We start from the raw sequence: 12469 nt of genomic DNA, 5'->3' as shown, positions 1-12469 counted from the left end.
CTCAGGCGGTGCGCTCTACCCGGAGCACTTTGCGCCGTAGCCAGAAGCGTCGGTGACCGTTTATGTAAATGCAGCTCCGCTCCAGTTCCCACTTGCCGTACTCTGCATGCTCAGTCAGTAGCTGGCGCGCCATGGAGAGTGGTTCGCCGGCGTTGACGGTGAGCACGAGGTACTCATACTGGCGGCCGTAATCCCGTTTCCGAATGGCGGTTGAGTTCAGAAATTGTTCGCGCATTTCCCTCCAATTTGCTTCACTTTACCGATAACGTCTAGACCATGAGCATCGATCCGCGTGTCGCATTGCAATCGCTGGTTTCCGCACTGGAAGAACACCTCGCCGCGGCAGCATCACGCAGGGGAGAGGATGATCCCGCGGTCGAAGCCGCCTATCTTTCCATCGCCGATTCTTTTGAGGCGTACGAGGAATCGCTGTATGACGCCTACGGCGAAGTGACTCCCCTCGTCATCTACGAAGACGACGAGGAAGATGACGAAGAGGGCAGCAGCGGAAATGGAGTGCGGGAACCGGCCAGCGGCTCCTGACCTGGCCGTCAGCTTTCGGCCGCGACGCCGCATCGAGACCGTTTCGGGATGTGAGCGCTCAGCGTGGCGCGGAGACCTCGTCCAACACCTCGGAGATCTGCGCAGGAAGAGGCGCCAGCGAGCATGCCAGCAGTTCCTTCAACTGCGCGCCAGTGCGTGCTCCGAGCACGGCCGAGGCGACGGTGGGGCGTTGGAGAAGCCAGCGAAGCGCTACTTCGGCGGGTGAAAGTTCCAAACCTCTCGCGGCGGTGGCGACCGCTTCAGTAATGCGCGCTGCCCGCCCTGACAGGTACGGTTCGAGGTAGCCGGCCCACTCATCGGACGCGGCACGTGAGTCAGACGGCAGCTGCGATCGATACTTGCCTGTCAGTGCACCGCGTCCAAGCGGTGCCCATGCGAGCGTTCCCACTCCGAGAGCGTCCGAAGCCGGTAGCACCTCGTCCTCCGGGCGACGGCTGAGCAGTGAATACTCCGTCTCGTGGACCGAAAGGGGAAACCCCGCCGTTGAACATAACCGGGTCAATTCCCAACCTGTGTAATTGGTCACCCCTACATAGCGTGCCTTGCCCGACCTGTAGGCGTATTCGAGCGCAGCCAGCGTCTCCTCTACGGGTATGTTCGCACCGGTAGCGGGTGCCATCCAGATATCAACGCTGTCGGTACCCAGGCGCGAAAGCGAAGCATCCAGGGAATCCAGCAAGCCTTTTCGGGACGCGTCGAGGCGTCCCTCGGACCAGTGCCGCGGAATGCCGCCGGACACGGCAAGGACCACCTCTGAGCGCGCAACAAGATCACCCAGCAGCGATCCAAGTACCGCCTCTGACTGTCCGTCAGAGAAACGTGCGGCCGTGCTGATCAGCGTTCCGCCGGCCTCGACGAACAGGCGCAACTGCTCCCGCGCCGCTTCTTCGTCAACGTCGCTGCCCCAGGTCATTGTCCCGAGGCCGAGCACTGATACCAGTTGTCCGCTACCGCCCGCGTTTCGCCACTGCATACGCCTAAGCCTACTGGCCGAGGGACCCGCGCCGAGTGCGGGCGAGCGGCGAAGGCGAGGACTCATTGAAGGGTAGGCCCGGCACGGTGACGTAGGGTCTTATCTGTGAATTGGATCGAAGCGGCCGTCCTGGGCCTCGTTCAGGGCCTTACCGAATTTTTGCCAATCTCATCAAGTGCACACCTGCGAATCGCCGGAGAGCTTCTGCCCAGGGCACAGGACCCGGGGGCAGCTTTCACGGCGATTACCCAGCTCGGGACAGAAACCGCGGTGATCGTGTACTTCTGGCGGGACATCGTCCGAATCATCAGGGCGTGGTTCGGCTCCCTCACCGGCAAAACCGCGCAGAACGACCCGGACGCTCGAATGGGGTGGCTGGTCATCCTCGGCAGCCTGCCGATCGTCATCCTCGGGCTGCTCTTCCAGGAGCAGATCGAAAGTACGTTCCGCAGTATGTGGCTGGTGGCTACCATGCTGGTCGTTTTCGGCGTGATCCTCGCGGTTGCAGACGCCGTTGGCCGCCAACGGCTGACTCTTGACCGACTGACCTACAAACACGGAATCCTGTACGGGCTTGCGCAGGCGCTCGCTCTTATTCCCGGTGTCTCCCGCTCGGGTGGAACGATCACTGCCGGACTGCTGATGGGCTACACGCGCGAAGCGGCCGCGAGATACTCCTTCCTGCTCGCCATCCCCGCAGTTTTTGGCAGCGGTCTCTACCAGCTCTACAAGAGTGCCGGGACGCCCGGTCCCTATGGCGGCCTGGAGACCCTCCTCGCAACCGTCATCGCCTTCGGGGTGGGCTACGTCATCATCGGGTGGTTCCTGAAGTTCGTCTCCACCCGCAGTTATGGCGTCTTCGTCTGGTACCGGATCGTCCTCGGCCTGGTAATCTTCCTGCTTCTCGGCTTCGGCGTCATTACCGCGTGACGCGTCTGTCGCGCCGATCGCCAACATCCAACCCCGTAAGGTAGAACAGTGATTTCCTGGAATTCCCGGACCGTTCCGGGCCTGCCCGGCAGCCCTCCTCCCATTCGCCTGTGGGACAGCGCCCTGAAGCGCTTCATAGAGCTTCCCGCTGGGCAGCGACAGGGATTGTATGTCTGCGGAATCACACCCTACGACGCCACGCATATGGGCCACGCGGCCACCTACGTGGCATTCGACCTGCTGAACCGGCTCTGGCGGGATGCCGGGTCCGCGGTGGACTACGTCCAGAACGTGACAGACGTAGATGATCCGCTGCTCGAGCGCGCCAGCGCCACCAACGTCGATTGGATGGATCTCGCCCGCTCGCAAACGGACCTTTTCCGAGCGGACATGGAAGCGCTCAACGTCCTCGCTCCCGCCCACTACGTGGGAGCAGTCGAATCCGTCGCTGCCATTGTCCCGGTCATCGAGGATTTGCTGAAGCGCGACCTCGCGTACCGCGTTCCGGGCTCCGAAACCGACCCCGACGGCGATGTGTACTTCTCCGTCGACCAGGCAACGGAACTATCGGACGCCGCCGGAGAAACGCAGTGGAAGCTGGGCTTCATCTCGCATCTGGGCGAAGACGAGATGATTCCCACCTTCGCCGATCGCGGTGGCGATCCTGCCCGACCGGGAAAGCGCAATGCGCTCGACCCCCTGCTCTGGCGGGTCGCCCGGCCGTCGGAGCCGGCGTGGGACGGTGCGTCCCTCGGCGACGGAAGGCCAGGCTGGCACATCGAGTGCTCGGTGATTGCGCTCCAGCATCTCCCGGCGCCTTTCGCGGTGCAGGGCGGGGGAGCGGACCTGATGTTTCCCCACCACGAAATGAGCTCTGGCCACGCGCAGGCCATTTCCGGGCGTCCGCTTGCTCGCCACTACGCGCATGCGGGCATGGTAGGGCTTGACGGCGAGAAAATGAGCAAGTCCAAAGGCAATCTGGTGCTGGTCTCTGCATTGCGCGAAGCCGGGACCGATCCAGCTGCCATTCGCCTCGCCATCCTCGCGAACCACTACCGTTCCGACTGGTCGTGGACATCGATCGGTCTGGATACCGCGCGCTACAGGCTGGATACGTGGCGGGCCGCACTCGCCGGAGCAACGGTGGAATCGGTAGAGGATCTTGTCGGAGCGATGCGGGCGGCGTTGACGGATGACCTTGATGCTCCGGCGGCCCTGCTGGCAGTGGATCGCTGGTGCGCTGAAACAGCGCACCTCGCAGGAACAGACTCAGGCGCGCAGCTGGCTGCTGACGCTTTCGACGCGCTGCTGGGGATCCGGCTGAAGGACTAGTCCTTACGGCGTTTCTTGAGGTAACGCTCAAACTCACGTGCAATTGATTCGCCGCTTGCCTCCGGAAGGTCAGCGGTGTCCTTTGCCTCCTCGAGCTGGCGCACGTATGCCGCAACCTCCGGGTCCTCAGTGGACAGCTCATCCACTCCCCGCTCCCATGCCTCGGCTTCCTCTGCGAGTGCCTGCGTGTCCAGGCCGACGCGGAGTAGTTCTTCAAGCCGGTTCAACAGGGCGAGCTGGGCTTTCGGGGACGGTGACTGTCCGACATAGTGGGGGACGGCCGCCCACATGGACAGGGTGGGTATGTCAGCGAGCTGGCCCACCTCCGCAAGCACTCCCACAATGCCGATCGGTCCCTCGTAGGTGGAGGCCTCGACGTTGAGCGACTCGCGAATGAGGTCGTCGTCGGAAGACACCGTGACCGGAATCGGACGGGTGTGCGGCACATCCGCGAGGAGCGCACCGACCAGGACAAGGCAGTCGACGTCGAGTTCCTTGGCCATACCCACCAGCTCGGCTGTGTATCCGCGCCACTTGTAGGACGGTTCGACACCGTGGACCAGGATGACGTCCAGGTTACTTTCAGGCACTGAGGCCTTGCTGATGCGGGTGGTGGGCCATTTGATGCGCCGCAGTCCGGAGCTATTGCGCCTGATGACGGGCCGGGTGAATTGGAAATCGTAGAACTCGTCGGCATCGATGGTCGAGATCTTTTCCCCGCCCCACTGCGTACCGAGAAACTTCAGAGCATCGCTGGCAGCTTCGCCGGCATCATTCCATCCCTCGAACGCGGCGAGCATGACCGTGACTCTTCCTCCGGTTTCCGTCTCCGGGAACAGGCCGGGAATGCCGTCAGGAACATCCTGAGTCTGGTTGTCTTCGAACGTACTCACCGTTTCACCCTAATCCTCCGCCGCTGTCGTGTCAGGCGCGCCAACGCAGCTTCGCGCAGAGCGGACCCGCCGGCCGGCCCTGCGTGGCCCCGTAGACTTGAGGAATGGTCACCCCTTTCAGCAATACGGCTGTGCCCTCAGATAACGGACAGCGTGCCGAGCACCGTGCTCCCGCGGAGCGCATTCTTCAGGCTGTGCTGTGGGACATGGACGGCACGATCGTGGATACCGAACCGTACTGGATTGAAGCTGAGCGTGCGCTGGTCGCCGCCCACGGCGGATCCTGGTCCGATGAGCAGGCAACGGGCCTGGTAGGCCAGGCACTCACCTTTTCGGCCGGCGTGTTGCAGGCCGCTGGTGTCAGGTTGAGCGTGCGCGAGATCATTGACACGCTCACGACACAGGTGACAGCAAGGGTCAGCGAGTCGGTTCCGTGGCGTCCGGGTGCCCGCGAACTCCTGACCGCCCTGCGGCAGGCCGGGATTCCCTGTGCACTGGTCACGATGTCCGAGCAGCAATTGGCGCTCGAGGTGTCACGCCACCTGCCGGAGGGTACGTTCGAATTGTTGGTAACCGGTGACCAGGTAGCCCGGGGAAAGCCTGATCCCGAGGCATACCAGAGGGCCTTTGACTTCCTCTCGGAAGGTCGCATGCTACACAAGGAGCGCGTGGTGGCCATCGAGGATTCCCTTCCCGGGGTCACATCAGCCAGGGCCGCGGGAGTAGTCACCCTTGGCGTACCGCACTTCGTTGCCTTGCCCGCTGAATCCGCTGACCACCAGTGGACCAGCCTCGCCGGACGCACCGTGGAAGATGTTGAAGACCTCGTCCACTTCCACGTTGGACGCGCTACAGGCGAAAGGGCAACTGCGTGAATAGGTCACGACGCCCTGAGCCCGTACGCCAGGAAGGTATTCCGCTAGGGCGGATCTTCGGTATTCCGGTTGTACTGGCATGGTCATGGTTCATCATCACGGCTTTCGTGGTCATCGTCTTCGGCCCGCAGGTGGCAGACCTGTACCCTGCCATTGGCTTGGGCGCGTACGGCGTTGCCCTCACCTATGCCGTCCTGCTCGCAGCGTCCGTCCTCATACATGAACTTGCACACGCGCTCTCAGCCCGAAGGTTCGGGTGGCCGACCACGCGTATCGTCCTGAATCTCTGGGGCGGACATACCCAGTTTGAAAACTTCGCCGCCAGCCCCGGCAGGTCATTGGTCGTTGCCATGGCGGGACCCGCAGCCAACCTGGTCCTTGCTGTCGCCGGGTGGGGAGCGCTGGTCATCATCGAACCAACCGGCGTGTTAAATCTCCTGGCCAATATACTGATCTGGGCCAACTTCCTTGTCGCGGCCTTCAACGTACTGCCCGGCCTGCCCCTCGACGGCGGACGGATCGTCGAATCTGCTGTTTGGCGTGCTACCGGCAGCCAGGAAAAAGGAACGGTGGCCGCCGGCTGGACAGGGAGGGCTATCGCCGTCCTCCTCGTTGCTGCCGTTGTGCTGGTGCCACTTCTTGGCGGTTCCCAACCCAGCACCGTCACGGTGATTGTCGCCGTCGTTATGGGCGGTTTCCTATGGCTCGGGGCCAGCTCAGCGATAGCCAACGCTCAGATGCGGCTGAGACTACCCGAAGTCAGCGCAGGGAGATTGAAGCGTCCCGCGATGAGCGTCCCGGCGGGAACCTCCGTCCAGCAGGTCCGGCGACTGCTCGCCGACCGGCCAGGGCACGAGGTCGTCCTGACCAGCCCGGATGGGCTGCCGGAAGCGGTGGTGGACCAAGGCGCGTTGACGGCCGTCCCCGATACGCAGGCCGAGGGTACGTCGGCGAATGCTGTCGCCCGCGCGCTCGCGCCGGGCGCCTACGTGCCTGAATTTGCCGAAGGGCAGGAACTGGTGCAGTATCTGGCCAGGCTCGCCGGAAGTGAGTACGCGGTGACAGACCGGCAAGGGTCGGTCACCGGTGTTCTGCATCAGTCCGTTGTCATCGCGGCTATCACAGGCCGTGCTCAACCAGGCAGTAACTGACACTACGCATACCCACGAACACGGGCGCCGTCAGGTTGCCTCAGCAGAACCACCGGAGGACTCCATGAACACCAGCCAGCATGAGACGGATGAGGCTCCGTCCAACCAGCGCTCTGCGCCGCAACCCCACGGCGCGGCAGCCCGCCGCGGGCCGCTGCGTCCCGGTGAGCGCGTACAGTTGACCGACGAGAAGGGGCGAATGAACACCGTTACCCTGACTCCGGGCGGTGCATTCCACACTCACAAGGGGTTTCTCAGCCACGACCAGCTGATCGGCATTCCTGAAGGAACGATCGTCACCAACACCACCGGCGGCCAGTATCAGGCACTCCGCCCGCTGCTGTCCGACTTCGTCTTGTCGATGCCTCGCGGCGCTGCGGTTGTCTACCCCAAGGATGCCGGTCAGATCATCACCATGGCAGACATCTTTCCGGGAGCCCGGGTAGTGGAAGCCGGTGTGGGTTCGGGTGCACTGTCCATCTCGCTGCTCCGTGCGGTCGGTGACAACGGATACCTGCACTCGTTCGAACGCCGCGAGGAATTCGCGGACATCGCCAAAGGCAATGTCGAAACGATCTTCGGCGGCGAACATCCCGCCTGGCAGATCACGCTCGGGGATTTCCAGGAGCAGGTTCTGGAAACGGAGCAGCCGGGAAGCGTTGACCGCGTCGTTCTGGACATGCTCGCGCCATGGGAGTGCCTTGACGCCGTCGCCACCGTGCTGGCACCGGGCGGAGTGTGGATCAGCTATGTGGCCACCGTTACCCAGCTTTCCCGGACAGCGGAGTCGATCCGCGCCGATGGCCGGTTCACTGAACCGGACGCGTGGGAGTCGATGGTGCGTGGGTGGCACCTTGAAGGACTGGCTGTGCGCCCCGACCACCGCATGGTGGCGCATACCGGATTCCTGCTCATTACCCGCCGTCTCGCGCACGGAGTGACCGGAATCAGCACGAAGCGCCGACCGTCGAAGACCGGATTCAGTGAAGAAGACCTCAACGCCTGGACGCCGCAGGCGGTGGGCGAGCGCTCAGTGTCGGACAAACGGCTGCGGCGGGTCGCGCGTGATGCAAGTTCGACCATCCAGCGCGGCGCATTGTCGGCCGAGGAGGCGCAGTTCCGGCGTGAATCCGAGGCGTCGCGGCAGACCGACTGACCCGAGCGCTTCCGAGATGACGAAGTTGTCACTTTCGGCATAATCCGATGTGCACTGCGCTATGGTCAAAAGAGAACGCAACAGACAACGGTGAAGGTGGCGATCGCGTTGGATACATCGAGTAATGAGTCCGGAACGCCTCGGTCCGCGCCCAATGCCAACCCGGCTCCGACCGACGGACAGCTGGCAGTTGCGCAGCGCCAGATCAATGTTCTACGGGACAAGCTTCGGCACATTGATCGACAACTGGCGTCCGCTACGCAGAACAACTCCAAGCTTGTTTCGGCGCTGGAAGCCGCCCGGACCGAAATTGTTCGGCTCAAGGCGGCACTCGAAAAGGAGGGGGCCGCGCCCTTCAGCTTCGCGACTGTGATCGAAGTGAACGCCCGTATTTCGTCCGGCGAGGCTAACGGTGCTCAGGCCGCACAACAGGTCAGCGCTGACATCTTCCAGTCGGGCCGGAAGCTGCGGGTCGCTGTCAGTCCGCTTGTGAACATGGACCAGCTGATGCCCGGGCAGGAAGTTCTGCTGAACGAGTCCTTGACAATCGTCGCGGCGCTTTCATTCGAGCGCGCCGGGGAACTGGTGACCACCAAGGAACTGCTCGGCAAGGACAGGGTTCTGGTCATCGGGCGCGCCGACGAAGAGCGCGTAGTCCGGTTGAGCGGCCCATTGCAGCAGCAGAAGATCCGTGTCGGGGATGCATTGTCCGTGGACAACCGGACTGGTTATGCGCTGGAGAAGATTGCACGTTCTGAGGTGGAGAACCTCGTTCTCGAAGAAGTGCCTGACATTGCTTACGAGGATATTGGAGGTCTGGGACCGCAGATTGAGCAGATTCGCGACGCCGTCGAGCTGCCTTTCCTCCACCCGGACCTCTACCGCGAGCACGGGTTGAAGGCTCCCAAGGGGATTCTGCTCTATGGTCCGCCAGGGTGCGGCAAAACGCTCATCGCCAAAGCCGTAGCCAATTCGTTGGCGGCGAGGGCAATCGAGCGTACCGGATCAGAGGAAACCCGCAGTTACTTCCTTAACATCAAGGGTCCCGAGCTGCTGGACAAGTATGTCGGTGAAACGGAACGGCACATTCGGCTAATTTTTGCCCGTGCACGTGAGAAAGCATCGGACGGCTCGCCCGTTGTCGTCTTTTTCGACGAAATGGATTCGCTGTTCCGCACGCGCGGTACCGGAGTGTCATCCGATGTAGAGACAACCATCGTGCCGCAGCTGCTCAGCGAGATCGACGGTGTCGAGAAGCTCGAGAACGTCATCGTGATCGGTGCTTCGAACCGTGAGGACATGATCGATCCAGCCATCCTCCGCCCGGGACGCCTCGATGTGAAGATCAAGATCAACCGACCGGATGCCGAGGGTGCGGCGGAGATTTTTGCGAAGTACGTGACCGGCAACCTACCCCTTCACAGGGATGATCTCGCCGAATACGGCGGCAGCACCGCTGCCGCCATCCAGGCTATGGTCCGCCGCACTGTGGAGAAGATGTATTCGACGGAGAAATCGAACGAGTACCTGGAGGTGACCTACGCCAACGGTGACACGGAGATGCTCTACTTCAAGGACTTCAACTCCGGCGCAGTCATCCAGAACGTCGTGGACCGCGCGAAGAAGAGCGCAATCAAGGACTTCCTGCTGAACGGTCAGAAGGGGTTGCGAATCGAGCACCTGCTGCAAGCCGTGGTGGACGAGTTCCGCGAACACGAGGACATGCCGAACACCACAAATCCCGATGACTGGGCGCGCATCTCGGGCAAGAAGGGTGAGCGCATCACCTACATCCGGACCATCGTGCAGGGCAAGGCAGGGCAGGAACCGGGCAAGACCATCGAAACCACCGCCAACACCGGGCAGTATCTGTGACGGAACCTTCATCCACTGCTGCATCAACAGTCGATGTGCCGCCTCTGACCGTCCACCGTGTCATGGGCACTGAAACCGAATACGGAATCATCGCTCCCGGTATCTCCGATGCGAATGCGACCGTGCTTTCCACACAGGTTGTGAACGCGTACGCTACAACACTGCGCGAAGGTTTGGGGAATCTCGCCGGTACCCGTTGGGACTACACGGACGAAGCCCCGCTGTCCGACGCCCGCGGCTGGCAGATGGGACGGTCCGTCGCTGACTCTTCCCAGCTCACCGATGAACCCCCAGTGCTCACGGCGGAGGAGGTCGCCCTCGTTGACCAGGGCGGCACCGATCCTTCGGAAGATGCTGCGGTGCTGATGAACCTCGTCCTGAGTAACGGCGCGCGGCTTTACGTGGACCACGCCCACCCGGAGTACTCAAGTCCGGAGGTAACGAACCCGCTGGATGTTGTGCGCTGGGATCGTGCCGGAGACGTTGTTGTGCAGCGCGCCATGGCCCGTATCGCGGCTACCCACGGCTTCGCGCCCGTCATCCTCTACAAGAACAACACCGACAGCAAGAGTGTTTCGTACGGGTCCCACGAAAACTATCTTGTACCCCGAAGCGTTCCCTTCGGCAGGATCGCCGCCGCATTGATCCCGTTCTTCGTGACCCGCCAGGTCATGTGCGGAGCGGGACGGGTGGGTCTAGGTTCCCTCAATCAGCAGCCCGGTTTCCAGCTGAGCCAGCGGGCAGACTTCTTCGAGAATGAAGTTGGTCTGGAAACCACCGTCCGCAGGCCGATCATCAATACACGGGACGAGCCGCACGCGGTCGCCGAGAAGTATCGCCGACTGCACGTCATCATCGGTGATGCGAATCTGAGCGAGGTATCCAACTATCTGAAGCTCGGAACTACCTCGCTTATTCTGTCGCTGATCGAACATGAGCTGGTTCCCATCCCGGAAATTGCCGAACCGGTCCGGGAACTGCAGGCGGTCAGTCACGACCCCTCCCTGCGTCACCTCATCAGACTCACCGATGGTCGAAGGGTGACAGCCCTCGACATTCAGCAGATGTATCTCGAAGCTGCACTGTCCGCAGTGACCGCCCAGGGCGGGGGAGATGCACAAACAGCGGATGTGCTTGCCCGGTGGGAGTCCCTGATTGAAACGCTGCGTCGAGATCCCATGGAAGCTGCCGGTCAGGTGGACTGGGTCGCCAAGCTGAAAGTATTACAGGCATACCGTGACCGGGATGGCCTCGGTTGGAAAGATCCACGGCTGGCGCTTATCGACCTACAGTACGCGGATCTCAGGCCGGACAAGGGTATCTATTACCGTCTCGCTGCCAGGAACGCAATGGAACGCCTGGTGAGCTACGACGACGTCGTTGCGGCAGTCACGGATCCGCCCACGGACACGCGGGCCTACTTTCGCGGACGCTGTATCTCCGCCTTCCCGAAGGAAGTGGTTGGTGCGAGCTGGGATTCCATTATCTTCGAACTGCCGTCGCAGCGAAGACTTCAGCGTATCCAGACGCGCGAACCACTTCGCGGGACAGCCGCGTTGACGGAGGAATTGTTCGCCGGTTCGCGGACGGCGGAGGAATTTGTGTCCCGGCTGCAGGGCGGTCCGGAACCCAGCATGGCACCATAGAAGTAGCCGACAACAGGCCGAAGAGAAGGGCTCTCATCATGGCAACACAGGACCAGCGGAACACCGGATCACGCCCCGAGGAGCAGGACGAGGCCACCGTCGACACTGCGCAGGCGCCTGCCGCCGCTCAGTCGCAGGACAGCAGCCAGACCGAAGGTGTAGATGACCTTCTGGATGAGATCGACGGCGTACTTGAATCCAACGCGGAAGAGTTCGTCCGGGGATTCGTGCAGAAGGGTGGACAGTAGCGCATGCTGCCGGAAGACGCGGCCGCAACCATAGGCCGGGCCGCCTCCACTTCTTTCTCCGACTACATCGCCGCACAGAATCCAGCCGCGCTTCCCTCCGCCCGCGATGCAGCGAACCATTCGGCCGGTGTCGCTGACCTCGCGCCGCACGCCACAACCATCGTGTCGCTCACCTATGCGGGCGGCGTGCTGATGGCCGGTGACCGGCGCGCAACGATGGGCAACATCATTGCCAGCCGCCACATTGAGAAGGTTTTTCCGGCGGACATGTTCTCGGTCCTCGGGATCGCCGGAAGCGCTGGAATCGCGCTCGATATCACGAGATTGTTCCAGGTCGAACTGGAGCACTATGAGAAAATCGAGGGCACACGGATGAGCCTCGACGGTAAAGCGAACCGCCTTGCCGCCATGATCAGGGCAAACCTGCCGCTGGCGCTCCAGGGCCTGGCCGTTGTGCCGCTCTTCGCTGGTTTCGATACCACCCGCAGGGTCGGACGACTTTTCTCCTTCGACGTCACCGGCGGCCGTTACGAGGAGCAGGAGCACCATTCCGTCGGCTCCGGTTCCGTTTTCGCCCGCGGTGCACTCAAGAAGCTGTGGAAGCCCAACCTCGGGGAAGACGACGCCGTGAAGGTGGCGGTGGAAGCCCTGTATGACGCGGCAGATGACGATTCCGCAACGGGCGGCCCGGACGTCGTGCGCCAGCTCTGGCCCGTGGTCTACACGGTCAACGGTGCGGGAGCGCGGCGAATCCCCGAACGAACGCTGGCGGAAGCCGCCGAGGACATCATCGCGTCGCGCTCGGTCTCAGGGCGGGAGGCTTAGC

Annotated in this window: 13 protein-coding genes; 10 read left to right on the top strand and 3 right to left on the bottom strand. The window is 62.5% G+C overall.

Annotation, left to right across the window (positions count from 1 at the left end; translation table 11 throughout):
* Position 1 precedes the first annotated feature (1 nt).
* Positions 2-235 (bottom strand): DUF5703 family protein, encoded by a 234-nt coding sequence (locus ABFX19_RS10540; protein ID WP_277357140.1) that lies wholly within the window; start codon positions 233-235, stop codon positions 2-4.
* Positions 236-276: 41 nt separating this feature from the next.
* Here ABFX19_RS10540 and ABFX19_RS10535 point away from each other — a divergent pair, with 41 nt between their 5' ends.
* Positions 277-543: a hypothetical protein gene (locus ABFX19_RS10535; protein ID WP_277357139.1), complete on the top strand. Its 267-nt coding sequence runs from the start codon at positions 277-279 to the stop codon at positions 541-543.
* A gap of 58 nt (positions 544-601) precedes the next feature.
* Here the strand turns inward: ABFX19_RS10535 and ABFX19_RS10530 are convergent, their stop codons facing one another.
* Entirely contained in the window at positions 602-1537 is a 936-nt protein-coding gene (locus ABFX19_RS10530) for an aldo/keto reductase (protein WP_346028268.1), read from the bottom strand.
* 105 nt (positions 1538-1642) lie between these two features.
* On the opposite strand from ABFX19_RS10530, the gene ABFX19_RS10525 reads away from it, so the two are divergent.
* Complete coding sequence (locus tag ABFX19_RS10525) at positions 1643-2467, top strand: undecaprenyl-diphosphate phosphatase (protein WP_277357137.1); 825 nt, start codon at positions 1643-1645, stop codon at positions 2465-2467.
* Positions 2468-2515: 48 nt separating this feature from the next.
* Positions 2516-3799: a cysteine--1-D-myo-inosityl 2-amino-2-deoxy-alpha-D-glucopyranoside ligase gene (gene mshC / locus ABFX19_RS10520; RefSeq protein WP_277357136.1), complete on the top strand. Its 1284-nt coding sequence runs from the start codon at positions 2516-2518 to the stop codon at positions 3797-3799.
* Here the strand turns inward: mshC and ABFX19_RS10515 are convergent.
* Complete coding sequence (locus tag ABFX19_RS10515) at positions 3796-4647, bottom strand: proteasome assembly chaperone family protein (protein WP_277357225.1); 852 nt, start codon at positions 4645-4647, stop codon at positions 3796-3798. The genes mshC and ABFX19_RS10515 overlap by 4 nt on opposite strands.
* A 149-nt stretch (positions 4648-4796) precedes the next feature.
* On the opposite strand from ABFX19_RS10515, the gene ABFX19_RS10510 reads away from it, so the two are divergent.
* From ABFX19_RS10510 to prcB, 7 genes are all read left to right on the top strand, one after another.
* Entirely contained in the window at positions 4797-5567 is a 771-nt protein-coding gene (locus ABFX19_RS10510) for an HAD family hydrolase (RefSeq protein WP_277357135.1), read from the top strand.
* Positions 5564-6718: a site-2 protease family protein gene (locus tag ABFX19_RS10505; protein ID WP_346028267.1), complete on the top strand. Its 1155-nt coding sequence runs from the start codon at positions 5564-5566 to the stop codon at positions 6716-6718. Before ABFX19_RS10510 ends, ABFX19_RS10505 begins: the two co-directional genes overlap by 4 nt.
* Before the next feature lie 64 nt (positions 6719-6782).
* Positions 6783-7874 (top strand): tRNA (adenine-N1)-methyltransferase, encoded by a 1092-nt coding sequence (locus tag ABFX19_RS10500; protein ID WP_346028266.1) that lies wholly within the window; start codon positions 6783-6785, stop codon positions 7872-7874.
* 108 nt (positions 7875-7982) lie between these two features.
* A complete protein-coding gene (arc, locus tag ABFX19_RS10495) occupies positions 7983-9749 on the top strand; it encodes a proteasome ATPase (RefSeq protein ID WP_056549621.1) in 1767 nt (588 codons plus the stop codon).
* Between the two features lie 62 nt (positions 9750-9811).
* Positions 9812-11395: a depupylase/deamidase Dop gene (gene dop, locus ABFX19_RS10490; protein ID WP_277357224.1), complete on the top strand. Its 1584-nt coding sequence runs from the start codon at positions 9812-9814 to the stop codon at positions 11393-11395.
* Between the two features lie 38 nt (positions 11396-11433).
* Positions 11434-11643: a ubiquitin-like protein Pup gene (locus ABFX19_RS10485; RefSeq protein WP_277357132.1), complete on the top strand. Its 210-nt coding sequence runs from the start codon at positions 11434-11436 to the stop codon at positions 11641-11643.
* Positions 11644-11649: 6 nt separating this feature from the next.
* The gene (gene prcB, locus ABFX19_RS10480; RefSeq protein WP_428831034.1) at positions 11650-12468 is read left to right on the top strand and encodes a proteasome subunit beta; all 819 of its coding nucleotides are present in this window, start codon (positions 11650-11652) and stop codon (positions 12466-12468) included.
* Position 12469 lies beyond the last annotated feature (1 nt).

The sequence above is a fragment of the Arthrobacter parietis genome (assembly GCF_039530425.1).
Classification (GTDB): domain Bacteria; phylum Actinomycetota; class Actinomycetes; order Actinomycetales; family Micrococcaceae; genus Arthrobacter_D; species Arthrobacter_D parietis.
Note: the sequence above shows the minus strand (reverse complement) of the source record. Positions and strands in the feature narration are given on the sequence as shown.

Excerpts from the sequence above, each read along its gene's own strand:
- ABFX19_RS10510 (WP_277357135.1), top strand. The coding sequence starts at position 4,797 with ATGGTCACCCCTTTCAGCAATACGGCTGTGCCCTCAGATAACGGACAG.
- dop (WP_277357224.1), top strand. The coding sequence starts at position 9,812 with ATGGGCACTGAAACCGAATACGGAATCATCGCTCCCGGTATCTCCGAT.
- ABFX19_RS10530 (WP_346028268.1), bottom strand. The coding sequence starts at position 1,537 with ATGCAGTGGCGAAACGCGGGCGGTAGCGGACAACTGGTATCAGTGCTC.
- ABFX19_RS10540 (WP_277357140.1), bottom strand. The coding sequence starts at position 235 with ATGCGCGAACAATTTCTGAACTCAACCGCCATTCGGAAACGGGATTAC.
- ABFX19_RS10500 (WP_346028266.1), top strand. The coding sequence starts at position 6,783 with ATGAACACCAGCCAGCATGAGACGGATGAGGCTCCGTCCAACCAGCGC.
- ABFX19_RS10485 (WP_277357132.1), top strand. The coding sequence starts at position 11,434 with ATGGCAACACAGGACCAGCGGAACACCGGATCACGCCCCGAGGAGCAG.
- ABFX19_RS10535 (WP_277357139.1), top strand. The coding sequence starts at position 277 with ATGAGCATCGATCCGCGTGTCGCATTGCAATCGCTGGTTTCCGCACTG.